Source organism: Novosphingobium sp. BL-S-21 (assembly GCF_055521655.1).
In genome coordinates, this window is the sequence record NZ_CM145495.1 from 1,908,430 (window position 1) to 1,931,713 (window position 23,284).

The following is a 23,284-nucleotide window of genomic DNA, read 5'->3' on the forward strand; positions in this document are numbered from 1 at the left end:
CCGCGGTCATCCCCCCTGCCGGATTGGAACGGGTCAAATCTCCGCCTTGATCTGTCCGAAGGCCAGCAGCGCGAAAAGGCCGGTGCCGCCGATCACATTGCCCAGCAGCGTGGGCGCCAGATGCAAGGTGAAAGCGTCCAGGATCGGCAGCTCTCCGTGAAGCACCAGCAGGAACATCTCGGTCGACCCCGCCACGACATGCGCGAAGCCGCCGGCCGAGATCAGCCAGGCGAACAGGGCGACCACGAAGATCTCGAAGCCCTTGGAACTGGGCAGCATCCACACGAATGCCGCGATGAAGAAGCCGGCCGGTACGCCGTCCAGCAGCGCCGTCCAGCCCTGTGCCTCGGCGGCCTTGCGGGAGACGTCGAGCATGCCCGCCACGGTGGGATGGGCGGGATCGGCGAAGATGTCGACCAGCAGCGCGGTCAGGAACGTGCCCAGGAGATTGGCCGCCAGCACGATCGCCCAGAGCCGCCCGGTGCGCCAGAGGCGCTCCAGGTTCGGGCTGGCGAGCAGCGGCAGCACCGCCGTCAGGGTGTTCTCGGTGAAGAGCTGGAGGCGCGAGAGCACCACCAGCACGAAGCCCATGGCATAGCCGAAAGCGGCGATCAGCTCGCGCTGCGGGTGGTCCGCATAAGCGTGATGCAGCAGGCCCTGCCCGAAGACAGAGGTGGAAATGCCGATCCCGGCGGCGATCCCCGAAAACCATAGCGACATCGCCGGGCGGTGCAGTTCCTCTTCGCCCTCACGGCGGATCACCGAGAAGACGGTGATTGCGGAAAGCCGCAAGTTGTCCTTGATCTGGCCGCGCTCGTGGCCGGTCAGGCCGGATTCGTCCTGCTCTATGTCGCGGTCGGTTTCCTGCCGCTCGGGATCGTCGTGCGAGAGGTCGCGCTCGTCGTCGGAGCCAAATTGGGCCGAGTCGGACTTGGGGGCGGTTTCGGCGGCATTGTCCATGCCGTCAGAACCGCCCCCGGAACGCATGGTTCCTTATACCCGGATGCGGCGGAGGCTTACCCCGCGCCGCAGAAGCGGGTCAGACGTAGTCCTCGGTATCGATGCTGGGCTTGATCGTGTCCGGGTAGCGATGGCCGGCAATGGTCTGCTGGTTCATCAGCTCGCCCGCCTTTTCCAGAACGGCGGCGTCGATCGCGAGATCGGCGGCGGCATGGTTCTGGTCGAAATGCGGGATCGATCGGGTGCCCGGAATTGCGTGGACGTGCTCGCCCTGCGCCAGCACCCAGGCGAGCGCGAGCTGCGCCGGGGTTGCCTGGACCGAAGCGGCCAGCGCGTTGAATTCCTCGATCAGCGCCAGGTTGTGCGCCCAGTTCTCGCCCACAAAGCGCGGGAAATTGCGGCGCAGGTCCTTCTCGGTGAGCGTGTTCACATCGGTCAGTTCACCGCCCAGTGCCCCGCGCGCGACCGGCGAGAAGGCGACGAGCGCGATCCCGAGTTTGCGCGTGGCGTCCATCACGCCGAGTTCCACATTACGGGTCCAGAGCGAATATTCGGTTTGCACCGCCGCCACCGGATGCACGGCATGCGCCTCGCGGATATGCGCGGCGGACCATTCGGACACGCCATAGGCGCCGATCTTGCCCGCCTCGATCGCCCGCACCATGGCGCCCACCGAGTCGGAGATCGGCACCTTCGGGTCGAAGCGGTGCATGTAGAACAGGTCGATGTGATCGGTGCCCAGCCGCTTCAGGCTGGCGTCGAGCGAGGCGGTGATGCTGTCTGGCGCGCAATCGATCCCGCGGCGGGCGCCGTCGATCAGGATGCCGGTCTTGGAGGCCAACAGGAATTCGTCCCGGCGGTCCATGATCGCTTCGCCAAGGATCTCCTCGCTCAGCCCCATGCCGTAGATGTTGGCGGTGTCGAAGTGATCGCAGCCCGCATCCAGCGCATGGCGGAACAGGGCGACCGCCTCCTCGCGAGACGGCGGATTGCCGTAGGCCCAGGCCACATTCATGCAGCCGAGACCGACGGAGTGGACCGGACGGCCCGCGAGGAGGCGTTTTGTCATCAGGACCAGCCGTCCTGCGCTTCGAGGCTCTCGGCCAGTTCGCCGATCACGCGGTAGCAATCGAGCACCTTGCCGACCGACGAATTGGGCTCACGCCCTTCGCGGATGGCAGCCACGAATTCGCGGTCCTGCAGCTCGATGCCATTGTTCGACACGGTGACGCCGGTGAGGTCGATCGGCTCTTCACGGCCGTTCACCAGATCGTCGTAACGCGCGATGTAGGTCTCGCTGTCGCCGATGTAGCGGAAGAACGTGCCGAGCGGGCCATTGTTGTTGAACGAGAGCGAGAGCGTGCAGATCGCGCCGGTTTCCGCCTTCAGCTGGATCGACATGTCCATGGCGATGCCCAGTTCGGGGTGCTTCGGGCCCTGCAGCGCGTTGGCGGCGACGATCTTGCCCGACTGGTAGGCGAACAGGTCGATCGTGTGCGCGGCGTGGTGCCACAGCAGGTGGTCCGTCCAGGAGCGCGGCTGGCCCTTGGCGTTCATGTTCTTGCGGCGGAAGAAGTAGGTCTGCACGTCCATCTGCTGGACGTTGAACTCACCCGCAGTGATCTTGTTGTGCACGTACTGGTGCGAAGGATTGAAGCGGCGGGTGTGGCCGACCATGCAGACCAGCCCGGTTTCCTTCTGCTTGGCGACGACCGCCTCGGCATCGGCCCAGCTGTCCGACAGCGGAATTTCGACCTGCACGTGCTTGCCCGCGTTCATGCAGGCGATGGCCTGTTCGGCGTGCATCTGCGTGGGGGTGCACAGGATCACGGCATCGACGTCCGGCATGGCCAGCACTTCGGCCAGATCGGTGCCGGAGTGCGGCGCGCCGTACTTGACGGCCACTTCGGCAGCCTGTTCGGCCGAGCGGCTGATGACCGAGGCGATCTCTACGCCGTCGATGTTCTTGAGGCCGTCGAGGTGCTTTTCACCGAAAGCGCCGGCGCCTACGAGGGCAATACGCATGGGAATCTCCTTGGGGTGTCTGTCAAAGACAAAGGGCGTGCCGGCGTCAACCACCGGCACGCGGAATCAGTCAGTCGATCAGGTTTTGAGCTTCGGCATTGTTGCCTTCGACGGTGGTCGAGGGCGGAACATCGCCGTTCACCGGCTCCAGCACGATATGGCCGACGGCCGTGTTGCTGGCGGGCACGTGGTAGAAGCGGCGCAGTTCGCGCGTTTCCTTGCCCAATGCGCCGCGCATGATCAGCCACATCACCATCTCGATGCCTTCGCTGCCGGTTTCGCGCAGGTATTCGATATGCGGAATGCACCGTAGTTCCTGCGTGTCGCCCGACAGCTTGTCGAGGAACATCTGGTCCCACTCGCGGTTGATGAGGCCCGCGCGCGGGCCCTGAAGCTGGTGGCTCATGCCGCCAGTGCCCCAGACCTGCACGTTCAGGTCTTCATCGAAGCTTTCCACGGCACGCGCGATCGCCTCGCCCAGCGCCCAGCAGCGGTTGCCCGACGGCGGCGGATAAGTGACGACGTTGACCGCCAGCGGGATCACCTTCACCGGCCACTTGGCGGGCTTTCCGAACATCATCGACAGCGGAACGGTAAGGCCGTGGTCGACGTCCATCTCGTTGATGATGGTCATGTCGAACTCGTCGAGGATCAGGCTCTGCGCGATGTGCCAGGCAAGGTCTGGATGGCCTTCCACGTCGGGCACCGCGCGCGGGCCCCAGCCCTCGTCCGCAGGCTTGTAGCTTTCGCCGCACCCGATCGCGAAGGTCGGGATGATCTTCATGTCGAAGGCTGAAGCGTGGTCGTTGTAGACCAGGATCACGACGTCCGGCAGGTTCTCCGCTTCCCACGCCTGCGTGGGTGCGAAGCCTTCCTGGATCGGCTTCCAGTAGGGATCTTCCCACTTGTCGAAGTCGCTGGCGACGCCGAGCGCCGGGATGTGGCTACAGGCGATGCCGTGCGTAATGCGGGCCATCTTAGCGGTGCTCCTTGATCGACCGCACGCCCTCGGGCGAACGGCCGCCGGCGATCATCATCGCCTGATAATCCTCAACCGACATGCCGGTCATCGTCGAGACGGCCTGAAGGAAGCTCAGGCCATCGGTCGAGAAGACCTTGGCGAGGAAATAGATGTTGCCGCCCAGATCCAGCAGGCGGTTGTAGTCGCGCGCGAGCACGGCCAGCTTCTGGTCCTCGGTCATCGGCCATTCGTCGAGATAGGCGCGCTCGTCGGCCTTCCAGCGCTCGCGGTTTTCCGCCTTCATCAGGCTCATCGCGAACTGGTTCAGGTGATAGCCCTGACGCGCACGCTTCGCCGTGTAGACGCGCGTGCCCGGAATATCGTCGAACTCGCCGAGATAGGCGTGGATGTCGGTGATCTTGTCCGTCACAGGCCGCGTTCCTTCAGCTTGGCGTCAAGGCGCGGGAAGACCTTGCGCACATTGCCTTCGAAGATCGCGTGGCGCTCCTCGTCCGAGATGTCGAGCGCGTCGACATAGCGCTTGGTATCGTCGAAGTAGAAGCCGGTCTGCGGGTCGATCCCGCGCACCGCGCCGACCATTTCGGAACCGAACAGGATGTTCTTGTTGTCGATCACGTCGGCCAGCAGGTTCACGCCCGGCTGGTGGTAGACGCAGGTATCGAAGAACACGTTGTTCATGATGTATTCGTCGAGCGAAGGCTTCTTCAGCATGTCCGCCAACCCGCGATAGCGACCCCAGTGGTACGGCACCGCGCCGCCGCCATGCGGAATGATGAAGCGCAGCTTGGGGAACTTCGCGAAGAGGTCGCCCTGCATCAGCTGCATGAAGGCCACGGTATCCGCCGCGATGTAGAAGCCGCCGGTGGCGTGCATCGCCGGGTTGCACGAACCCGAGACGTGGATCATCGCCGGAACGTCCAGCTCGCTCATCGCCTCGTAGATCGGGAACCAGTATTCGTCGGTCAGCGGCGGATGCTCGAAGTGGCCGCCGCCCGGATCGGGATTGAGGTTGCAACCGATGAAGCCCAGTTCCTCGACGCAGCGGCGCAGCTCCTTCACCGAGGCGGAAAGGTCCGCCTTGGGGCTCTGCGGCAGCATGCACACGCCCACGAACGTCTCGGGGAACATGTTCACCACGCGGGCGATAAGATTGTTGCAGTGGACCGCCCAGGCCTCGGAAACCGCAGAATCGCCAACATGGTGCGCCATCGCGCTGGCGCGCGGGCTGAACACGGTAAGATCGGCGCCGCGCTCCTTGATAAGGCGAAGCTGGTTGTCCTCGATGGTCTGGCGGATCTCCGCATCGGAAATCTCGGGGTACGGCGGCGCTTCTTCACCGGCTTTGAAAGCGGCGATCTGCGCCTCGCGCCAAGCGTCGTGCGCCTTGGGCAGGACGGTATAGTGACCGTGACAGTCGATGATGAGCGACATGCTCAATTCTCTCCCTTGAGTACGCCCGCCGCGACAGCTGCCGCAAGCTTGGCTTCGAATCCTTCGGGCGGCGGCACGATGCCAAGCACGCCCAGCGCCTGCTGCCAGGCGACGGTATTTTCGGTCATCAGCGGCGGAATGCCCAGCGAACGCAGCATTTCCGCGGCTTCGTCCATCTCGGCGGCGCGGCGGCGGCCGTGGACCAGCATGCGGTCGAGATTGTAGTCCGCCCGCTCCGTCCAGGAAATGGCCTTCTCGCTGGCGTCGAGCGAGGCAAGCACTTCGTCCGCCACGCCCTCTGCATGGGCGGCCATCATCATCTCGGCGGTCAGCGCCTCAAGCCCCTTCACCATGACCGAGCGCACCAACTTGATCGCCGAAGCGCGGCCGACATCGGCGCCCACGGTGCGGACATGGGTGAAGCCCACCGCCTCCAGCGCGGCCTGCGTCTCGGCGGCGTCAGGCCCGGCCACCAGCAGCGGCACCTTCATGCGCGCGGGGTTTACGGGGGCGAGCACGGCCACGTCCACGTAACGCCCCTTGCCCTTGGCGATGGCCTTGGCGGCGGCGCGCTTGGTGCCCGGCGCCACCGAGTTCATGTCGCAGAACAGCGCGCCCTCGCCCAGCAGGGGCGCGACGGCCTCGGCCACTTTCGGCGCGCCGTCAGCGGTGACGAGCGACAACACCAGTTCGGCGCCCTCAAGCGCTTCGGCGGCACTGTCGCAAACGGTGATGCCGAGTTCGGTCATGACGTCGCGGCGTTCGGGAAGGATATCGAAGGCACGAGCCTGTCCGGCCCAGTCCCCAGCTCCCGCAAACGTCGATCCGGCCTCTCCGAACCCGATAAGGGCAATGGACCTGTTCATGCTGCCAGTCTGGCCCGATTGCCCGGAAGCCGCCAATCGGAACCACCCGGAAGCTATAAGCTCAGTGCAATAAGCGCGTCATGCCGTGCTCGCGCCCTCTACCGCGAAACCTCCTTCGCCGCCCACTCCAGGTCGGCGAAGAACTCGCTCTGCACCTCGGTCGGCCGCAGCGACGCGCGGGTGGTCATACCGATATGGCGGGTAAATTCAGCCGGAAGCCGCGATAATGCGCAAAGCCAGCCCGCCTCCACTTCGACCGTGACCTGATCGGGCGAGAGCACGGTGAGGAAATCGCCGCCCATCATCACCTGACGGATCATCATGACGGAGCCCGATTCGACCGGCACGTCCGGAAGCGCCACATCGTGTTCGCGAAAATAGCGCTCGAAACTGTCGCGCAGCGGCGTTCCGCGCGGCGGCAGGGTGAAGGGGTAGCTGGCCACCTCGGCCGCGCCGGGATCGGTACCTTCCAGCGGGTGCCCCTTGCGGCCATAGACCGCCGGCCGGTCCTCGAAGAGCGGATGCTGCACCAGATCGCCTTCCACCAGCGGATCGCGCAGCGCGCCCACCATGAGGTCCAGCGTGCCGTTGCGCAGCGGCTCCACCAGCTCGGCGCGCGAGCCTTCGACGATGGTGAGCTTCACCCGGGGCCGCCGCGCCAGGAACCGCGCCACGGCGGCCGGGAGAATGCGGGCGCGCGAGAGCGGCATGGCGCCGATGGCGATGCGCCGCGTCTCCAGCCCGCGCAGCGCTTCGACTTCGGACAGCCCCGCCTCCAGCTCGACTTTGGCGAGGCGGAATTCGCGGGCGAGCTGGGTGCCCGCCTCGGTGGTGATGACGAACTTGCCCTGCCGCGCCACCAGCGGGCGGCGCAGCGCCAAGGCGAGATCGTTGACCGCGCGGTGGATCGAGGGAAGCGACAGCCCGGTTTCCTGCCCGGCCCCGGCATAGCTGCCCGTCTCGGCCAGCGCGAGCAGGGCCCGCAGGCGCGACATGGTGACGTGCGGGCTCTGGATATGGGACAGCGCCGCGCCGATGCGTGGCGCCAGGATCTCTCCGGCGCGCGTGGGAATCATGCCGTCGTGACGGCGCTCGAACAAAGGCAGGCCGATCATCGCCTCGAGTCGTCCCAACGCCTGTGTTATCGCGGGCTGACTGAGGTTCACGGCCAGTGCGGCCGCGTTCACCGTCCCCAATTCGGCAATCTTGGCGACTGCACGCAAGTGGCGAAGGTTGAAGTTCCAGATGTCCATGGAGGCACTCTTAGCCAAATCCTATGGCAGGTCCAAAGTTTCTCTTTCCCCCTGCCCCGCTGCTCCGGCAGGAGGCCGACTGCGGGAAAAGGAGAAATGCCATGAGTGCCATCCAAGCCGACCAAGCAGGCGTACGCTGCATGTGGATGCGCGGCGGCACTTCCAAGGGCGGCTATTTCCTCAAGAGCGACCTCCCCGCCGATGCCGCGGCGCGCGACGCTTTCCTTCTCTCCATCATGGGATCGCCCGACCCGCGCCAGATCGACGGCATGGGCGGCGCCGATCCGCTGACCAGCAAGGTCGCCGTCGTCAGTAAATCCGACCGCGAGGGCATCGACGTGGACTACCTGTTCTTGCAGGTTTTCGTCGACCAGGCGCTTGTCAGCGACCAGCAGAACTGCGGCAATATCCTCGCCGGGATCGGCCCCTTCGCCATCGAGCGCGGGCTGATCGAGGCGAAAGGCGATGAGACGAACGTCGCCATCTTCATGGAAAACACCGGCCAGGTCGCCGTCGCCACCGTGCAGACGCCGGGCGGCGTGGTTTCATACAAGGGCGAGGCCGCGATCGACGGCGTGCCGGGCACTCATGCGCCGATCCCGCTGGAATTCCGCGACACCGCCGGCTCCTCCTGCGGCGCGCTGCTGCCCACCGGCAACGCGGCCGACAAAGTGAACGGCGTGCGCGTGACCTTGATCGACAACGGCATGCCCTGCGTGGTCATGAAGGCCGAGGACGTCGGGATCACCGGCTACGAGGACCGCGAGAGCCTGGACGCCAATAGCGAGCTGAAGGCGAAGATCGAGGCCATCCGCCTGGCCGTGGGCGAGCGGATGAACCTCGGCGACGTGAAGGACAAGTCGGTCCCCAAGATGATGCTGGTCGCCCCGCCCAAGCATGGCGGCGCGGTAACCGTGCGCAGCTTCATTCCCCACCGCGCCCATGCCACCATCGGCGTGCTCGGCGCGGTCTCGGTGGCGACCGCTTGCCTGATCGAAGGCTCGCCCGCCGCTGAAGTCGCTGAGATCCCCGAGGGTCGCCGCAAGACACTGTCGGTCGAGCATCCGACCGGCGAGATGTCCTGTGTCCTCGACACGGACGAGGGCGGCGCCGTTACGAGCGCCGCCCTCCTTCGCACCGCGCGCAAGCTGATGGACGGGGTGGTTTTCGGGTAAGCGCGAAAAACCATTCGCTGCAAAGCAACAACAGCGGTTATCAAGCGCTTGGGACCAGGGCCGACGGGCAAGCAAAGTACGGCCTCCCGCTCAAAGATAACTGCCAGGAGCAGCGACATGGCATCGAAGACATTCGTGACGACCACCCTAGCCGCCTTTGCCCTTGCAGCCGCCGTGACCGGCTGCAAGGGCTCGGAACCGGCCGCGACCACGACCGACGCTTCCGGCGCCCCGGTCAAGGTTTCCGACACCATCGAAGCGCGAGAGGCCAATTTCAAGGCCATCGCCAAGGCCAACAAGGCCGCCAAGGAAGCCTTGGAAGATTCCGCGCCGGACTTCGCGGCCGTCTCTGCTTCGGCCACCTCGATCCAGACGGACGCGGGCAAGATCGTCGGTCTGTTCCCCAAGGGCAGCGGCAAGGAATCGGGCGAGAAGACCCAGGCCCTCCCCGCCATCTGGGACAAGCCCGCCGAATTCACGGCCGCGGCCGACAAGCTGGCCGCCGCTGCCGGCAAGCTCAAGATCGCAGCCGACGCCAAGGATGCCGCAGGCGCCCAGATGGCGATGGGTGAGATCGGCGGCGCCTGCAAGGGATGCCACGAGAACTTCCGCGAGAAGAAGCAGTGAACAGCCACGAGGGTGCGGCAGATGTCCGCACCCACCTGTGGGACTGGCCCGTCCGCGTGATCCACTGGAGCTTCGCGGCACTGATTCCGGCGCTCTGGTGGACGGCCGAAAACGGCGAGATGGGCTGGCACACCAGCATCGGCACGGTGCTGATGCAGCTTCTGGTGATCCGCGTGCTCTGGGGCTTCGTGGGAAGTTCTACCGCGCGGTTTTCGGGCTTCGTGCGAGGGCCGGGCGCGGTGCTGGCGCATTTGCGGTCGGGCGCTCACGAACCCACCCCCGGCCACAACCCGGCGGGCGGCTGGAGTGTGCTGGCGATGCTCGGCCTCATGGCCCTGCAGGTCACGCTGGGCCTTTTCTCCGGTGACCCCGACGACGGCACCACCGGGCCGCTCAATCACCTGGTGTCCTCCTCCACCGCCAGCCGGATGACGGAGCTGCATGGCGTGGTGTTCTATCTGATCCTGGCGATGATCGTGCTGCATCTGGGCGCGATCCTCTATTACCGCGTGGTGAAGCGGGACCGGCTGATCGGGGCCATGGTGACCGGCTCACGCGCGATGCCTGCCGGCACGACCGGCATGGTGAAAGCGCCGGTGTGGCGGCTGATCGCCTGCGTGGTCGCGGCTTGGCTGGTGGGCTGGGTGGTTTGGGTCGGGGCTGCGTGAGGATCGGGCGGCGGGGTGGGCCGCTCTGGATTGCTTCGCTACGCGCGCAATGACGAAGGCTGAGGGTAGGGTAGGGTAGGTTTGGGTTGCGGTTGGGCGTGGCGTGGCGTGACGTGAGCGTGGCACGCCCCAAATAGCGCTATGACAGAATTATAACTCCCTTCGTCATTGCGAGGAGCGAAGCGACGAAGCAATCCAGAGCGATGAAGCGCGACTTCCAACCCGCAGTCTACATCGTCGCCAGCGCCCGCAACGGCACTCTTTACGTGGGCGTAACATCCAACTTACGCCAACGCGCATTCCAGCACCGCGAGGGCGTCATCGACGGGTTTTCCAAGCGCTACGGCTGCAAGCACCTTGTGTGGTTCGAAGTGCATTCCACCATGGAACACGCCATCCTGCGCGAAAAGCAGCTCAAGGGCGGCTCGCGGAAACGGAAGACCACACTGATCGAGACGGAGAATCCGCTGTGGGACGATCTGTTCGAGATTATCTGCGGCTGACGAAGCAATCCAGAAGCAGCGCTGTGCCGCTCTGGATTGCTTCGTCCGCTTCGCCTCCTCGCAATGACGAGGGTGGGGTGGGGCGAGTAGGCCCCAGCCTCAGAACATATCCACGTCCAGCGCCATCATCGAGGCCTTGCCCGACTTGATCGCCAGGAACGCGGCGGTCGCCTGCGGCAGCAGACGGTCGAAGAAGAACCGTGCGGTGCCAATCTTGGCGGTGTAGAACGCCGTGTCCTCGGTGCCCTGGTCAAGCTTGGCCTTGGCGATCAGCGCCGCCTTGGCAAACGTGTAGCCTACGGCGACAAGGCCGATCAGGCGCAGATAGTCGGTCGCGGCGGCGCCGGCTTCCTCGGGATCCTTCATGCCCTTCTGGGCAATCGTTCCGGTCGAAAGCTGAAGCGCGCCGAAGGCCTTTTCCAGCCCCTCGATCATCTTGCCGAAGGTCTCGTCCGCCTTGTTCGCCTCGATGAAGTCCGAGACGGGATGGAAGAACGAGCGCAGATAGCGGCCGGCATGCGCGGGCATCTTGCGGCCGACAAGGTCGAGCGCCTGGATGCCGTTGGTGCCTTCGTAGATCATGGCGATGCGGGCATCGCGCACGAACTGCTCCACGCCGCTTTCGGCGATGTAGCCGTGACCGCCATAGACCTGCACGGCCAGATTGGCGCTTTCATAGCCGCAATCGGTGAAGAGCGCCTTCACCACCGGGGTCATTAGCGCGATGAAGTCTTCCGCGCGGGCCTTCACGGCCGGATCGGTCGCGTGCTTTTCGGCATCGAGCGCGCGGCTGACCCAGGCGCCGACAGCGCGGCTGCCTTCGTTGTAGGCGCGGGCGGTCATCAGCATGCGGCGCACGTCGGGGTGGACGATGATCGGATCGGCCGGACCCTTGGGATTCTTCACGCCCGACAGCGAGCGGCCCTGCACGCGGTCCTTGGCGTACCACACGGCCGACTGATAGGCCGCTTCACCCACGCCAAGGCCCTGGATGCCCACCGAAACGCGCTCGGTGTTCATCATCTTGAACATGGCTTCCATGCCCTTGTTCGCGCTGCCGACCAGCCAGCCGATCGAATCGTCGAAGTTGAGCTGGCAGGTGGCCGAGGCCTTGAGGCCCATCTTGTGTTCGATCGCGGCGACCGAAACGCCGTTGGACGGGCCCGGCGTGCCGTCTTCCTTGGGCAGGTACTTCGGCACCAGGAACAGGCTGATGCCCTTCACGCCTTCCGGCGCATCGGGAAGCCGGGCGAGGACGAGGTGGATGATGTTCTCGGTCAGGTCGTGCTCGCCCGCCGAAATGAAGATCTTCGCGCCGGAGATCTTGTAGCTGTCATCACCCTGCGGCACCGCCTTGGTGCGCAGCATGCCAAGGTCCGTGCCGCAATGCGGTTCGGTAAGGCACATCGTGCCCGACCAGGTGCCTTCGACCATCTTGGGCAGGTAGGCCTGCTTCAGTTCGTCGCTGGCATAGCCCTCGATCGCGGTGGTCGCACCGTGGGTGAGGCCGGGATAGAGGCTGAACGACAGGTTGGCGGAGCAGATCATCTCCTCGGTCAGCTTGTTCAGCGCTTCGGGAAGCCCCTGCCCGCCCCATTCGGGATCGGACGCCAGCGCGCACCAGCCGCCTTCGCGGAACATGTCGTAGGCTTCCTTGAAGCCCTTGGGGGTGCGGACCACGCCGTTTTCCAGCGTGCAGCCCTCGATATCACCGCTGCGGTTCAGCGGCAGCAGGACTTCCTGCGCCACCTTCGCGGCTTCTTCCAGCACCGCGTCGACAAGGTCGGGGGTGAATTCGGCCAGGGCTTCGAGATTGCCGAAGCCATCGTCGGTGTGGAGTTCGTGGAGCACGAACTTCATGTCGCGCAAAGGCGCTTCGTAGACTTGCATGTCACTCTCCTCGCAGGTCGAGAGATGAACTCGCACTAACCCGTCCCGCTTCCTGTCGCATCCCGCACTTCGTCATTGCGAGCGAAGCGAAGCAATCCAGGGCGGTTTGCGACGCCCCTGGATTGCCGCGCGGCTTCGCCGCTCGCAATGACGAGGGAAGGAACGAGGAAAGGAGGATGGGGTGGCAGGTCACGCTCTCGGCCCGGTTTTCCTTTGGTTCAGTTACGCAGCGGCTTGCCGGTTTCGAGCATGTGCTCGACGCGGGCGACCGAGCGGTCGTCGCGCAGGCGGCCCATGAAGGCATCGCGCTCCAGCTTGAGCAGTTCGCCCTCGCTCACGGTGTCGACGAGGTCGAACTCGCCGCCGGTCAACACGTCGGCCAGAATGCCCGAGACGACCACGTCGTAGTCGGTCGCCATGCCGCGCTTGTGGAAGCCTTCGACAGCAAGGCCGAGTGCGGTGCGGCCACCGGCACCGGGCAGCTTGAACTCGGGCGCCTCGGGTGGGGTATAGCCCTCGACCAGCGACAGAGCCTTCTGCTTGGCGTCATGCAGCAGGCGGTCGCGGTTCATCGAAATGCCGTCGCCCCCCCGCAGGATCATCATCTCGCGCGCCTGCTGGGCAGACTTTGAGACTTGCGCGGTCGAGACCATCTCGAACACCTTGGCCACGGCCGGCATCGGGCCCTTCGGCATGCCGGGGGCATTGCGCCAGCGGTCGATCATCTCGCCATTGCCGCCCCAGCCGGGAACGAGGCCGACGCCGCATTCCACAAGGCCGCAGTAGAGTTCGGCATGGGCCTGGATCGCGTCGCAGTGGAGCAGGATCTCGCACCCACCGCCGAGCGCGAGGCCCGCCGGTGCGCCGACCACCGGGAACGGCGCGTACTTCAGGCCCTTGTAAGCCAGCTGTCCGCCCGCCACGAGCTTCTCGATCTCGCCCCAGGCCGCGATGTTCACCGCGAAAAGCGCGAGGCCCAAGTTGGCTCCTGCCGAGAAGGTGTCGGCATCGTTGTAGACCACCAGCGCCTTGTATTGCGCCGCCACCAGCGGGATGGCCTGCCCGATCAGCTTCATGACTTCGCCGTCGAGCGCGTTCATCTTGCCGGTGAATTCAAGGCAGACGACGCCGTCGCCGATGTCCCAAAGCGCGGCCGAGGCATTGCGGATGATCGGCTTGGACGAAAGCTTCACGTCGGCCAGGCGCATCACGCCTTCGGGGCGGACGATGTCGCGGTATTCGCCATCGAGGCCCAGGAACTGGCGCTTGCCGTTCTCGATCCGGTAGAACGTGCGGTCGCCCGCCACGGTCAGGATCGCGGGCACGGCCTTGCCTTCGGCGGCAAGGCGATCGGCGAGGTACTTGGCGCCCAGCTTGTCGATCATCTCGAAGGGGCCGGCCTTCCAGTTGTAACCCAGCTTCATCGCGTCATCGACGGCAACCACGTCCGAGGCGGCATCGGGCACGAGGCTGGCGGCATAGGCCAGCGTATCGCCCAGCACGGCCCAGGCGTAGGCACCGATGTCGCCCTTGTTTTCGACGAGTGCCTTGAGGTCACCCTTCGAGGCGGCGCCTCGCGGTCCCTGTGCGGTGATGGTGGGACGGTATTCGCCGGTCTGAAGGTCGATGGTTTCCTTGCGGCGACCGGCTTCCTTGTTGAGGCGATAGAAGCCGCCCTTGCCCTTGCGGCCGGTATAGCCCTCGCCGATCATCTTGTTGATCAGCGGAATGTCGCGGGCGATGCCGTGGTAGAGGTCCCCTGCGGGCAGCGTCGAGGTGAGGCTGGCCTGCAAGTGCGGCATGAGGTCGATGCCGACCAGATCGACAAGACCGAAGATACCGGTCTTCGGCACGCCCATCGGCTTGCCCGCGATGGCATCGGCCAGTTCGATGGTGATTCCCATGTCGAACGCGGCGTTGAGGCCAAGCTGGATCCAGTAGGTGCCGATGCGGTTGGCGATGAAGCCCGGGGTATCCTTGGCCCTGACCACCGTCTTGCCCATGGAAACGTCGGCGAACTGCTCGACCGTCGCGGCGACGGCAGCGTCGGTTGCCGGGCCGGTGACGATTTCCAGCAGGCGCATGTAGCGCGGCGGGTTGAAGAAGTGGGTGATCAGGAAGTCGCGTTTGAACGCGTCCGAACGCCCTTCCACTAGATTGGCGAGCGGGATCGTCGAGGTGTTGGACGAAACGGCGGTGCCGTCGCGCTTCACCGCTTCCAGCTTGGCGTAGAGGCCCTGCTTGATGTCGAGACGCTCGATCACCGCCTCGATCACCCAGTCGCATTCGGCAACTTTGTCGAGGTGGTCTTCGATATTGCCGGTCTCGACTAGCTTGGCGGCGGACTTGCTCATGAACGGCGCAGGCTCGGTCTTGAGCATCTTCGCCACGGCGCCCTCGGCGACGACATTGCGATTGGTCGCATCCTTGGGAACGATGTCGAGCAGCAGCACCGGCACGCCCGCATTGGCGACCTGGGCGGCGATCCCGGCACCCATGGTGCCAGCGCCGATCACGCAGACCTTTTTGATGTTGTTGTCGCTCATTCCACCGACTCCAGGATCGTGGCGATGCCCTGACCGCCGCCGATGCACTGGCTGGCGAGCGCGTACTTGCCGCCTTCGCGCTTCAGCAGCGAGGCCGCCTTGCCGACGATGCGCGCGCCGGTGGCGCCCAGCGGGTGGCCGATGGCGATGGCGCCGCCGTCGATGTTCACCTTGGCCACGTCGAGGCCAAGGTCCTTGATGCAAGCCAGCGCCTGCGAAGCGAAGGCCTCGTTCAGTTCGACCACGTCGAGATCGCCCGCCGAGATACCGGCACGCTCAAGCGCCTTCTGGCTGGAGAGGATCGGGCCGAGGCCCATGGTTTCCGGCGCGCAGCCCGACACCGCGACCGATTTGATGCGGGCGAGGATCGGCAAGCCGTGGGCGCGGGCATATTCCTCGGTGGTGACGAGCACGGCGCTGGCGCCATCGGTCAGCGGCGAGGAGGTGCCGGCAGTCACCGACCCTGCCGCATCGAACGCGGGCTTCAGACCGGCAAGGCCCTCCGCGGTGGTTTCGCCGCGAATGGTGCCGTCTTCGCTCACCACGCCGCCCTTGGTCTGGATCGGCACGATCTCGTCGGTCAGCTTGCCGGCGTCACGCGCGGCGGCGGCCTTCTGTTGGCTGGAAACAGCCAGCGCTTCCTGATCGGCGCGGGGAATCTGGTACTTGGTGGCGACGTTTTCGGCGGTTTCGCCCATCGACATGTAGGCGGCGCTCTTCTTCGCCAGCTCCGGATTGGGCAGCGGGTTGAAGCCCATCATCGGCACGCGGCTCATCGATTCGACGCCCGCGCAGACGAAGACTTCGCCCGCGCCGATGGCGATCTGGCCCATGGCGTAGTGAATCGAGCTCATCGACGAGCCGCAGAAACGGTTCACAGTCATGCCGCCCACCGAGATCGGCAGGTCCGCCAGCAGGCCGATCAGGCGCGCGACGTTGAAGCCCTGCTCGCCCTCGGGGAACGCGCAGCCGACGATGACGTCTTCGATATCGGCAGCTTCCACGCCGGTCTTGGCGATGAGGCCGCGAATCACCTGGGCGGCAAGGTCGTCCGGACGGACCCGCGCCAGCGCGCCCTTGTTGGCCAAGTGGAAGGGCGAGCGGGCGTAACCCGCGATCACGACACTTTGCATGCACTCTCTCCGTGGGCCGACGCGCCGAGGGCTCTTCCCCAGGCTGCGCCGTCTTCTTCCCTAAGGGTGCAATTCTTTCCCTATACGTCAAGCAAATTATCGGTTACGACAAATCAACATCCCACCGTAAGGGCCCCGTCCCGCCGGTGAGAAGATGTCCGGTTGGAGACGATGGAGAGGTCGCTCATGAAACAGTGGAAACCTGCGGGGCTGGCATTTGTTGCCGCGGCCCTGATCGCAATTCCCGGCGCGAATCCGGCATTGGCGGCCGGCGGCGACTCCGTCGTCGGCAAGTGGCGCACACCTTCCAAGCACGGGGTCGTCGAACTCAGGCGCTGCGGCGAATCGGTCTGCGGCCGGCTCGTCGATTCGGACGGCCTGAAGACCAACCCCGACCTGCGCGACGTGAACAATAAGGACACCGCGCAGCGTGGCCGCAAGATCAAGGGCCTGCAAATTGTCGGTGGTTTCAAGGCCAAAGGGAACGAATGGGTCGAAGGACAGATCTACAATCCTGAGGACGGCGGCACCTACAAGGCGACGATAACGCCTTCGGGGGCCAATAGCCTCAAGCTCAAGGGCTGCATCGTCTGGCCCTTGTGCAAGACCCAGACCTGGACGCGCATCCCCTGAGGCGCACCGGGTACACGAAGGTTCAGGGCATAAGAGAATTAAGGGAGTTCAAGGATATGAAACGCACTTCGGGCCGCATTCTTCTCGCGGGCACCGCATCGGCCATCGTGTTCGGCTTTGCCGGCGCCGCCCATGCACAGGCCTTCTACCTTCAGGAACAGTCGGTACGCGCACAGGGCCGCGCCTTCTCGGGTGAGGCCGCCGATACCGGCGTCGACTCGCTGTGGTGGAACCCGGCTGCGATCGGCGGACTCGAAGGCGGCCAGGCTTCGGTCCACGCCAGCGTCATCCTGCCGCGCGGCAAAGTGGTGGACGACGGTACCGTGATCGTCCGCCCCGGGCAGGCACCTGCCCCGGTCGGCGGCAATGGCCTGGCCAAAAACCCCATCGACAACGGCGTGCTGCCCTCCGGCTCGATCGCCTACGGCACCGGCAAGTTCGCCTTCGGCCTGACGGTGACCTCGCCTTATTCCTTCACCACCAATTACGATGCCGACAGCTGGGCCCGCTATTCCGCGGACAAGACCAAGCTGCGCACGATCGACATCCAGCCCAGCGTCGCCTTCCAGCCGGTCGAAGGCCTCTATATCGGCGCGGCTGCCAACGTCGAACATGTCGACGCCACCCTCGGCAACTACCTGCCCAACCTCTCGCCGCTGCTGGCGGACGGCCATCAGCAGCTCAAGGGCAGCGGCTGGGACGTGGGCTGGTCGGTCGGCGCCCAGTACCATAACGGCCCCGCCTCGATCGGCGTCGCCTACAAGTCGGCCATCAAGCACAAGCTCGACGGCTCGCTGACCATCGACGGCCTGCTCGGCCCGCTTGCCGCGCAGAACCGGACGCTCGACGCCACGGCCGAATTCACCACCCCGTGGCAGGCGATCATGTCCGGCCGCATCCACGCCACCAAGCAGCTGACGCTGAACGCGCAAGTCGTGGCCTTCGGCTGGAGCAAGTTCGACACCATCGATCTCGGCGCCCCGATCAACCAGCAGATCCCCGAGAACTACAAGGACGGCTTCTCCTACGCCTTCGGCATGGACTACGACGTCAATCCGAAGTGGACCGTGCGCGGCGGCATCCAGTACGGCGAGACGCCGACCAGCAGCGGCGACCGCGATGCCCGCGTGCCTGACAGCAACCGCTGGAACTTCTCGGCCGGCACCACCTGGAACATGAGCGAGAAGATCGCGATCGACGCGGCCGCCTCGTACATCACGTTCAAGGACGCGCCGATCGACCGCATCACCGCGGCCTATCCGGGCACGGCGGCACAGACCCCCGTGATCACCAACGGCAGCCTCCAGGATGCTTACGCCATGGTCTTCTCGCTCGGCGCGCGGGTGGCCTTCTGATGGGAGCCGCGGCGACGATCGGCGGACACTCCGCCCCGGAGACCTCCTCCCAACTTCCGGAAGAGATGCCGCCGATCGCGCCGCGGTTGCTCACCGACCTGCTCGACCATGCCGTGGAAGCTCACGGCGCCTGGCCGGCGATCGACTTCATGGGCCGCAAGTGGACCTACAAGGAGATCGGCGACCTGTCCCGCCGCGCGGCGCGGGGGTTGCAGGACCTCGGCGTCAAGCGGGGGACGCGGGTGGGCCTGTGCCTGCCCAATACGCCCTACTACGTGATCTGCTACTTCGCGATCCTGCGCATCGGCGGGATCGTGGTGAACTTCAACCCGCTCTACACCGAGCGCGAGATGGCGCATCTGGTCAACGATTCCGGCGCGGAATTCATCGTCGCCTCCGACCTTGCGCTCTCGCTTCCCAAGATCGAGCCGCTGGTCGGAAAAGGCGCGCTGCGCCGCGTGATCGTCTGCCCGATCGCCGATGCCCTGCCCAAGCTGAAGGGCCGCGCCTATCGCCTGCTCAAGCGCAAGGACATCGCGCGTGAGCCGCACGACTTGCGTTTCCTGCGCTTTGCGGACCTGATCGCGCGCGACGCCGATCCCGATCCCGTCGAACGCTCGCCCTCGGACCTTGCCGTGCTGCAATATACTGGCGGCACCACCGGCGTGCCCAAGGGCGCGATGCTCAGCCACGCGAACCTCGCCGCCAATTCGGCACAGATGATCGCCCATGTCGGCCACATGCCGGAGACGCAGGAGCGCACGCTGGGCGTCCTGCCGTTGTTCCACGTCTTCGCGCTGACCACGGTGCTCAACTACTCGGTGGACACCGCCGCCGAGATGATCCTGCTGCCGCGTTTCGAGATGAAGTCGTTCCTGGCCACCGCCAAGCGCACCAGACCGACGCAGTTCTTCGGGGTTCCCACGCTCTATACCGCGCTCAACAACCAGCAGCTCCACGGCGAGTTCGACCAGGTGCGCGTCTGCATCTCGGGCGGGGCGCCGCTGCCGCTGGAAGTGCGCCAGAAGTTCGAGCAGCGCACCGGCGTGCGCGTGGTGGAAGGCTACGGCCTGTCCGAAGCCTCGCCGATCATCGCCTGCAATCCGCTGGAAGGCGACGTGAAGAACAATTCCTGCGGCCCGGCCTTCCCCGGAACCGTGCTGGAAATCCGCGATCCGGACAACCTGCATAAGGTCATGCCCCAGGGCGAGCGCGGCGAAGTCTGCGCGCGCGGCCCGCAAGTCATGTCCGGCTACTGGAACCGGCCCGAGGAATCGGAAAAGACCTTCATCTACGGTGCCTTGCGCACGGGAGACGTTGGCTATCTCGACGAAGACGGCTATCTGTTCCTGGTGGACAGGATCAAGGACATGATCCTCTGCGGGGGGTACAATGTCTATCCGAGAACGATCGAGGATGCGCTCTACGAGCATCCGATGGTGCACGAGGCGATCGTGATCGGCATTCCCGATACCTATCGCGGGCAGGCGCCCAAGGCCTTCGTGGCGCTCCATCCCGGCGATACGCTGGACCAGGAAACCCTGATGGCCTTCCTCAAGGAACGGCTCAACAAGATCGAGATGCCAAGCCAGATCGAATTCCGCGACAGCCTGCCCAAGACGCTGGTCGGCAAGCTCTCCAAGAAGGAGCTGGTCGAGGAAGAGGCCGCGCGCCGCGCCTCGGGACAGGATTCGTGAGCGGCACCGGAGCCGCACTCACTCCGAACGGCGCGCCCCTCCCCGCAGCAGGCGCGCAGGCGGCAGCCCCGCGCGAGAACCCGGAAGGGGGAGAGCCGGGCGGCGACATGCTCGGCATCCAGGAAGCCGCCACCGAACTGGGCGTGACCATGCGCACCTTGCGCTTCTATGAGGACAAGGACCTGATCGCCCCGCAGCGCGTCGGCACCACCCGCATCTATTCGCGCCGCGAAATGGGCAGGATGCAGCTGATCCTGCGCGGCAAGCGGCTCGGCTTCTCGATCCGCGAGATCAAGGAATTCCTCGATCTCTACGACGTCGATCCCGAGCACCACGAACAGGTCCGCGCGCTACTGACCCGGGTCACCGACCGTATTGACGAACTGCGCCAGCAGAAGACCGCGATCGAACAGACACTGGAAGAACTGCTGTCCATCGAGCGGCAGTCGCTGGCCTGGCTCAAGGGCATGCCGGTGGAAGTCCGCAGCGGCCCGGCATCGGCCCCGCCGCCTGAAGAACGGCCCGGAGACCAGCCATGAGTGAAGACGCCCGCCGCGCCGTGGAAGAACTGCGCGACCTGCTCGACGTGGAAGAGATCGATACCGGCATCTTCCGAGGCGCCGCCTCGGCCGAGGAAATGGGCCGCGTCTATGGCGGCCAGGTCGTGGCCCAGGCGCTGGCCGCCGCCGCGCGGGGCGTCGATCCCGAGCGGCAGGCCCACTCGCTCCACGCCTATTTCCTGCGCGCCGGCGATTCCGCCCGCCCGATCATCTACCGCGTCCTGCCTGACTTCGACGGTGGCAGCTTCTCCAACCGCCGCGTGGTCGCCATGCAGGGCGGCAAGCCGATCCTCAACCTGGCGGCTTCCTTCCACCGGCCCGAGGAAGGACTGTCCCACGCGGTGCCCATGCCGGACGTCCCGGCGCCGGACGAGTGCCCGGATTTCCGGGACGCCCTGGCCGCTGCCGGACAGAAATTGCCGTCTTTCCTGCTGGACCGGCTCGCGGCCTTCGACATCCGCCCCTGCCCCCCGGTGCGCGGCGGCGATCTGCCCCAGCGCCAGGAATGGTTCCGGCTGGCCCGGCCGCTCGGCAGCGATGACACGATGCAGCGGGTGCTCCTGGCCTATGCCAGCGACTTCGGGCTCGTTTCCACGGCGCTGATGCCGCACGGGCTGGGGTTCTTCTCGCCCGGCGTGACCGGCGCCAGCCTCGACCACGCGATCTGGTTCCACCAGACCCCGCCGATCGACGACTGGCTGCTCTATGCCATGGACAGCCCCTGGTCCGGCCATGCCCGCGGCTTTGCCCGCGGCGCGATCTACACGCGCTCGGGCGAACTGGTCGCCAGCGTCGCGCAGGAGGGCCTGCTCCGCGTCAATCCCCAGGCCTGACCGTCCGCTTGGAAATTCGCTGACTTCAGGGCGCCGGCCCTTTCTCCAAGCCCATGACCGGGTGGAGAAAAAAGCCGGTGCCCCGCTAGAAATGCCTCGGGGCGCCTTACTTTCCGGCAGCCACGGGCGGGTTGGGATAAGCGATGACGAGCGAAAGCGGTGCTTCGCCGCGCTGCCAGATGCCCACGACCGCGCCGTTGTAGAGATAGGCCGTCATGCCCGGCCGCAGCACCGCGCGCTGGCCGTCCGACACCACTTCGCCCTCGCCCGACAGGACGTAATAGACCTCATCGTGCGCGATGGGATGCGCGCCGATGGCCGCGCCCTTGTGCAAGACCCGGCGGCGGAACTCCATCGCGCGCGGTGCGGGCACGGCATCCGAAATGCGATAGGCCGTGCTCATGCCGATGGCGCCGTGCGGAGGGGCTTCCTCGCGCACGGTGTCCTTTTCGTCGATGACGGCCATGGGCGGGGCCGAGGGTGGAGGCGGGGCCGGAGCCGGGGCGCCGGTAGTGGAAGCCGCCATCAGCAGCAGCCCCGCGATCACTTCGCCGCCCCTTCGCGCATTTCCCTGTCCCGCGCGGAGAGCTTCTCCTGCGGTCCGGCCTTCTGCCCGGGATAGAGGCCCGACTTCGGCGTCATCGTGCCGAGATTCCAGTCCTTCTCCACGAAGGCGGCCTGGGTCGGCGCCGGATGCGGATAGCCGCCGACGACTTTCTCGTCGTCGATCACTTCGCCGCGGCCCTCGGCCACGAAGAACAACACGCGGATGTCGTCGGGCGCGCGGTCCCACGGGCGGGCGCCGACCGAGCCTAGCAGGTCGGTTTCGAGGTCGGCGGCGGGCATGACCTTGTAGCCGTCGAGGCTGGCGAGCGGTGCCGGCGCTTCGATGACCTTGGCCTTGGTCACGCCGTAGCGGCCGAGCATCGGCGCGGGATTGCCCCAACGATCGACGTTGATGTTGTCCTTGCTGAACCAGGCGAGGTCGCCGTCGCCGCCCAGAGTCAGGAACGGCAGGCCCGGCGCGGTGGAATTGCCCGCCCGCATGACATTGCCGACGGCCGTGATCTCTCCGGTCACATAGGGATGGCCCGCCCATTCCAGGTTCATCAGGTTGTAGTGCACCGCGCGGTGGCCGGGATCGTAGATCATGTTGTTGATCATCAGCACTTGCGCACCGCCCTTCACCAGCGGCGAGCGCTCCATGTTGTGCGCCCAGACATTGCGGTAGAAGACGATGCCGGTGGCATTGTCGTGCACCAGCGAGCCCTTGGAATGCTCGCCCTTGGGGTGGCTGGCGTCGGCCAGCCCTTCCGCGGCCAGGTTCTCGCGAAACAGCACGTCGTGGCTGGTGGCCTCGCGCCATTCCTTCACGGTCTTGCCGTTGAAGCGCGGACCCGACGTCGACATGTTCTCGTCGATCGCCCAGAAGAAGCTGCAATGCTCGATCACCACATTGTGCGCGGCGACGGTGGAGAAGGCATCGGCCTCCCAGCCGGAGAGCTTGGGCTGGCCATCCACCCCGGTCATCACGCGAACATGGCTGATCTTCACGTCGTGCCCCTTGAGGTCGATCCCGCCGCGCACGATCGTCACGCCCGGCGAAGGCGCCGTCTGCCCGGCGATGGTGAGATAAGGCTCATCGATTTCCAGCACCGTGCGCCCCAGGTCGATCACGCCGCCCACCTCGAACACCACGGTGCGCTTGCCCTTCGCCTCGACCGCCGCCTTGAGCGATCCGGGGCCATCCTTGGCGAGCGTGGTGACGCGGATGATTCGCCCGCCGTCGCCGCCTTTCGTAGGGTCTGCCGCTTGCGCCATCGCCATGGGGGAGACCGCCGAAATCGCCAGAATGGCGGCCGATGCGGCCAGGGTAAGACGGCCGAACTGCCTCGTTGCTTTCACTGCTCTCTCCCGTTTGATCCGGTTCTTGCCAGGCTTGTTACAGCGTTCTTGACAGGGTGGCGTCCCTGCGGCAATAACTAATGACACCGGTTACCAAGACCGGCAAGAACGAACTGACGATTGCGCAACAAGGACGATACGCAGTTCAATCGAGTGCGCCGCAAAGGCGTTGAGGAAAGTACCGCAAGGTACTGGGAGCAGGTGCCGAAGAAAGGAAGCGCCCAAGGCGCGACCCTCTTTGA

Annotated in this window: 22 protein-coding genes; 9 read left to right on the forward strand and 13 right to left on the reverse strand. The window is 65.6% G+C overall.

The window, feature by feature from the left end; translation table 11 throughout:
• Nucleotides 1–33: 33 nt before the first annotated feature.
• The 8 genes from ACZ1J6_RS07530 to ACZ1J6_RS07565 all read right to left on the reverse strand — a co-directional run bounded on the left by ACZ1J6_RS07530 (nt 34) and on the right by ACZ1J6_RS07565 (nt 7,517).
• On the reverse strand, nt 34–987 hold the full coding sequence (locus tag ACZ1J6_RS07530) for a formate/nitrite transporter family protein (protein ID WP_465127238.1): 954 nt from the start codon (nt 985–987) through the stop codon (nt 34–36).
• 52 nt (nt 988–1,039) lie between these two features.
• A complete protein-coding gene (locus tag ACZ1J6_RS07535; protein ID WP_465127239.1) occupies nt 1,040–2,029 on the reverse strand; it encodes an aldo/keto reductase in 990 nt (329 codons plus the stop codon).
• A complete protein-coding gene (locus ACZ1J6_RS07540) occupies nt 2,029–2,985 on the reverse strand; it encodes a Gfo/Idh/MocA family oxidoreductase (protein ID WP_431568946.1) in 957 nt (318 codons plus the stop codon). The genes ACZ1J6_RS07535 and ACZ1J6_RS07540 overlap by 1 nt, the downstream gene beginning before the upstream one ends.
• Nucleotides 2,986–3,055: 70 nt before the next feature.
• Nucleotides 3,056–3,961 carry a class III extradiol dioxygenase subunit beta gene (locus tag ACZ1J6_RS07545; protein ID WP_132267395.1) on the reverse strand — a complete coding sequence of 302 codons (906 nt, stop codon included), beginning with the start codon at nt 3,959–3,961 and terminating at the stop codon, nt 3,056–3,058.
• Between the two features lies 1 nt (nt 3,962).
• Nucleotides 3,963–4,376: a protocatechuate 4,5-dioxygenase subunit alpha gene (gene ligA / locus ACZ1J6_RS07550; protein WP_243654304.1), complete on the reverse strand. Its 414-nt coding sequence runs from the start codon at nt 4,374–4,376 to the stop codon at nt 3,963–3,965.
• Complete coding sequence (locus ACZ1J6_RS07555) at nt 4,373–5,398, reverse strand: amidohydrolase family protein (RefSeq protein WP_132267397.1); 1,026 nt, start codon at nt 5,396–5,398, stop codon at nt 4,373–4,375. The genes ligA and ACZ1J6_RS07555 overlap by 4 nt, the downstream gene beginning before the upstream one ends.
• A 2-nt stretch (nt 5,399–5,400) precedes the next feature.
• Complete coding sequence (locus tag ACZ1J6_RS07560; protein WP_132267398.1) at nt 5,401–6,264, reverse strand: NAD(P)-dependent oxidoreductase; 864 nt, start codon at nt 6,262–6,264, stop codon at nt 5,401–5,403.
• A gap of 98 nt (nt 6,265–6,362) precedes the next feature.
• On the reverse strand, nt 6,363–7,517 hold the full coding sequence (locus ACZ1J6_RS07565) for a LysR family transcriptional regulator (protein WP_132267400.1): 1,155 nt from the start codon (nt 7,515–7,517) through the stop codon (nt 6,363–6,365).
• 101 nt (nt 7,518–7,618) lie between these two features.
• On the opposite strand from ACZ1J6_RS07565, the gene ACZ1J6_RS07570 reads away from it, so the two are divergent.
• From ACZ1J6_RS07570 to ACZ1J6_RS07585, 4 genes are all read left to right on the forward strand, one after another.
• Nucleotides 7,619–8,692, forward strand: coding sequence for a 4-oxalomesaconate tautomerase (locus ACZ1J6_RS07570; protein ID WP_165921450.1), 1,074 nt, complete (start codon nt 7,619–7,621; stop codon nt 8,690–8,692).
• A gap of 117 nt (nt 8,693–8,809) precedes the next feature.
• Nucleotides 8,810–9,319, forward strand: coding sequence for a c-type cytochrome (locus ACZ1J6_RS07575; RefSeq protein WP_132267401.1), 510 nt, complete (start codon nt 8,810–8,812; stop codon nt 9,317–9,319).
• A complete protein-coding gene (locus ACZ1J6_RS07580; RefSeq protein WP_243654305.1) occupies nt 9,316–9,987 on the forward strand; it encodes a cytochrome b/b6 domain-containing protein in 672 nt (223 codons plus the stop codon). Before ACZ1J6_RS07575 ends, ACZ1J6_RS07580 begins: the two co-directional genes overlap by 4 nt.
• 203 nt (nt 9,988–10,190) lie before the next feature.
• Nucleotides 10,191–10,490, forward strand: a complete 300-nt coding sequence (locus ACZ1J6_RS07585) for a GIY-YIG nuclease family protein (RefSeq protein WP_132267405.1) — start codon at nt 10,191–10,193, stop codon at nt 10,488–10,490.
• A 99-nt stretch (nt 10,491–10,589) separates the two neighbouring features.
• On the opposite strand, the gene ACZ1J6_RS07590 is transcribed toward ACZ1J6_RS07585, so the two are convergent.
• The 3 genes from ACZ1J6_RS07590 to ACZ1J6_RS07600 form a co-directional block, all read right to left on the reverse strand.
• Nucleotides 10,590–12,380 (reverse strand): acyl-CoA dehydrogenase C-terminal domain-containing protein, encoded by a 1,791-nt coding sequence (locus ACZ1J6_RS07590; RefSeq protein ID WP_132267407.1) that lies wholly within the window; start codon nt 12,378–12,380, stop codon nt 10,590–10,592.
• 218 nt (nt 12,381–12,598) lie between these two features.
• On the reverse strand, nt 12,599–14,926 hold the full coding sequence (locus tag ACZ1J6_RS07595) for a 3-hydroxyacyl-CoA dehydrogenase/enoyl-CoA hydratase family protein (protein ID WP_431568944.1): 2,328 nt from the start codon (nt 14,924–14,926) through the stop codon (nt 12,599–12,601).
• On the reverse strand, nt 14,923–16,059 hold the full coding sequence (locus ACZ1J6_RS07600) for a thiolase family protein (protein WP_132267410.1): 1,137 nt from the start codon (nt 16,057–16,059) through the stop codon (nt 14,923–14,925). Before ACZ1J6_RS07600 ends, ACZ1J6_RS07595 begins: the two co-directional genes overlap by 4 nt.
• A gap of 171 nt (nt 16,060–16,230) precedes the next feature.
• Between ACZ1J6_RS07600 and ACZ1J6_RS07605 the strand changes: the two genes are divergently transcribed.
• The 5 genes from ACZ1J6_RS07605 to ACZ1J6_RS07625 all read left to right on the forward strand — a co-directional run bounded on the left by ACZ1J6_RS07605 (nt 16,231) and on the right by ACZ1J6_RS07625 (nt 21,137).
• Nucleotides 16,231–16,692, forward strand: a complete 462-nt coding sequence (locus ACZ1J6_RS07605) for a DUF2147 domain-containing protein (RefSeq protein WP_465127442.1) — start codon at nt 16,231–16,233, stop codon at nt 16,690–16,692.
• A 56-nt stretch (nt 16,693–16,748) separates the two neighbouring features.
• Nucleotides 16,749–18,047 (forward strand): OmpP1/FadL family transporter, encoded by a 1,299-nt coding sequence (locus ACZ1J6_RS07610; protein ID WP_132267412.1) that lies wholly within the window; start codon nt 16,749–16,751, stop codon nt 18,045–18,047.
• On the forward strand, nt 18,047–19,744 hold the full coding sequence (locus ACZ1J6_RS07615; RefSeq protein ID WP_465127240.1) for a long-chain-fatty-acid--CoA ligase: 1,698 nt from the start codon (nt 18,047–18,049) through the stop codon (nt 19,742–19,744). Before ACZ1J6_RS07610 ends, ACZ1J6_RS07615 begins: the two co-directional genes overlap by 1 nt.
• A gap of 107 nt (nt 19,745–19,851) precedes the next feature.
• Nucleotides 19,852–20,283, forward strand: coding sequence for a MerR family transcriptional regulator (locus ACZ1J6_RS07620; RefSeq protein WP_132267880.1), 432 nt, complete (start codon nt 19,852–19,854; stop codon nt 20,281–20,283).
• A complete protein-coding gene (locus tag ACZ1J6_RS07625) occupies nt 20,280–21,137 on the forward strand; it encodes an acyl-CoA thioesterase (protein WP_465127241.1) in 858 nt (285 codons plus the stop codon). Before ACZ1J6_RS07620 ends, ACZ1J6_RS07625 begins: the two co-directional genes overlap by 4 nt.
• 106 nt (nt 21,138–21,243) lie before the next feature.
• Here the strand turns inward: ACZ1J6_RS07625 and ACZ1J6_RS07630 are convergent, their stop codons facing one another.
• On the reverse strand, nt 21,244–21,663 hold the full coding sequence (locus tag ACZ1J6_RS07630) for a cupin domain-containing protein (RefSeq protein WP_132267882.1): 420 nt from the start codon (nt 21,661–21,663) through the stop codon (nt 21,244–21,246).
• Nucleotides 21,664–21,680: 17 nt separating this feature from the next.
• Complete coding sequence (locus tag ACZ1J6_RS07635) at nt 21,681–22,991, reverse strand: pectate lyase family protein (protein ID WP_465127443.1); 1,311 nt, start codon at nt 22,989–22,991, stop codon at nt 21,681–21,683.
• Nucleotides 22,992–23,284: the final 293 nt, after the last annotated feature.

Excerpts from the sequence above, each read along its gene's own strand:
- ACZ1J6_RS07530 (WP_465127238.1), bottom strand. The coding sequence starts at position 987 with ATGCGTTCCGGGGGCGGTTCTGACGGCATGGACAATGCCGCCGAAACC.
- ACZ1J6_RS07535 (WP_465127239.1), bottom strand. The coding sequence starts at position 2,029 with ATGACAAAACGCCTCCTCGCGGGCCGTCCGGTCCACTCCGTCGGTCTC.
- ACZ1J6_RS07540 (WP_431568946.1), bottom strand. The coding sequence starts at position 2,985 with ATGCGTATTGCCCTCGTAGGCGCCGGCGCTTTCGGTGAAAAGCACCTC.
- ACZ1J6_RS07545 (WP_132267395.1), bottom strand. The coding sequence starts at position 3,961 with ATGGCCCGCATTACGCACGGCATCGCCTGTAGCCACATCCCGGCGCTC.
- ACZ1J6_RS07555 (WP_132267397.1), bottom strand. The coding sequence starts at position 5,398 with ATGTCGCTCATCATCGACTGTCACGGTCACTATACCGTCCTGCCCAAG.
- ACZ1J6_RS07560 (WP_132267398.1), bottom strand. The coding sequence starts at position 6,264 with ATGAACAGGTCCATTGCCCTTATCGGGTTCGGAGAGGCCGGATCGACG.
- ACZ1J6_RS07565 (WP_132267400.1), bottom strand. The coding sequence starts at position 7,517 with ATGGACATCTGGAACTTCAACCTTCGCCACTTGCGTGCAGTCGCCAAG.
- ACZ1J6_RS07570 (WP_165921450.1), top strand. The coding sequence starts at position 7,619 with ATGAGTGCCATCCAAGCCGACCAAGCAGGCGTACGCTGCATGTGGATG.
- ACZ1J6_RS07575 (WP_132267401.1), top strand. The coding sequence starts at position 8,810 with ATGGCATCGAAGACATTCGTGACGACCACCCTAGCCGCCTTTGCCCTT.
- ACZ1J6_RS07585 (WP_132267405.1), top strand. The coding sequence starts at position 10,191 with ATGAAGCGCGACTTCCAACCCGCAGTCTACATCGTCGCCAGCGCCCGC.
- ACZ1J6_RS07590 (WP_132267407.1), bottom strand. The coding sequence starts at position 12,380 with ATGCAAGTCTACGAAGCGCCTTTGCGCGACATGAAGTTCGTGCTCCAC.
- ACZ1J6_RS07595 (WP_431568944.1), bottom strand. The coding sequence starts at position 14,926 with ATGAGCGACAACAACATCAAAAAGGTCTGCGTGATCGGCGCTGGCACC.
- ACZ1J6_RS07600 (WP_132267410.1), bottom strand. The coding sequence starts at position 16,059 with ATGCAAAGTGTCGTGATCGCGGGTTACGCCCGCTCGCCCTTCCACTTG.
- ACZ1J6_RS07605 (WP_465127442.1), top strand. The coding sequence starts at position 16,231 with ATGGAGAGGTCGCTCATGAAACAGTGGAAACCTGCGGGGCTGGCATTT.
- ACZ1J6_RS07610 (WP_132267412.1), top strand. The coding sequence starts at position 16,749 with ATGAAACGCACTTCGGGCCGCATTCTTCTCGCGGGCACCGCATCGGCC.
- ACZ1J6_RS07615 (WP_465127240.1), top strand. The coding sequence starts at position 18,047 with ATGGGAGCCGCGGCGACGATCGGCGGACACTCCGCCCCGGAGACCTCC.
- ACZ1J6_RS07620 (WP_132267880.1), top strand. The coding sequence starts at position 19,852 with ATGCTCGGCATCCAGGAAGCCGCCACCGAACTGGGCGTGACCATGCGC.
- ACZ1J6_RS07625 (WP_465127241.1), top strand. The coding sequence starts at position 20,280 with ATGAGTGAAGACGCCCGCCGCGCCGTGGAAGAACTGCGCGACCTGCTC.
- ACZ1J6_RS07630 (WP_132267882.1), bottom strand. The coding sequence starts at position 21,663 with ATGGCGGCTTCCACTACCGGCGCCCCGGCTCCGGCCCCGCCTCCACCC.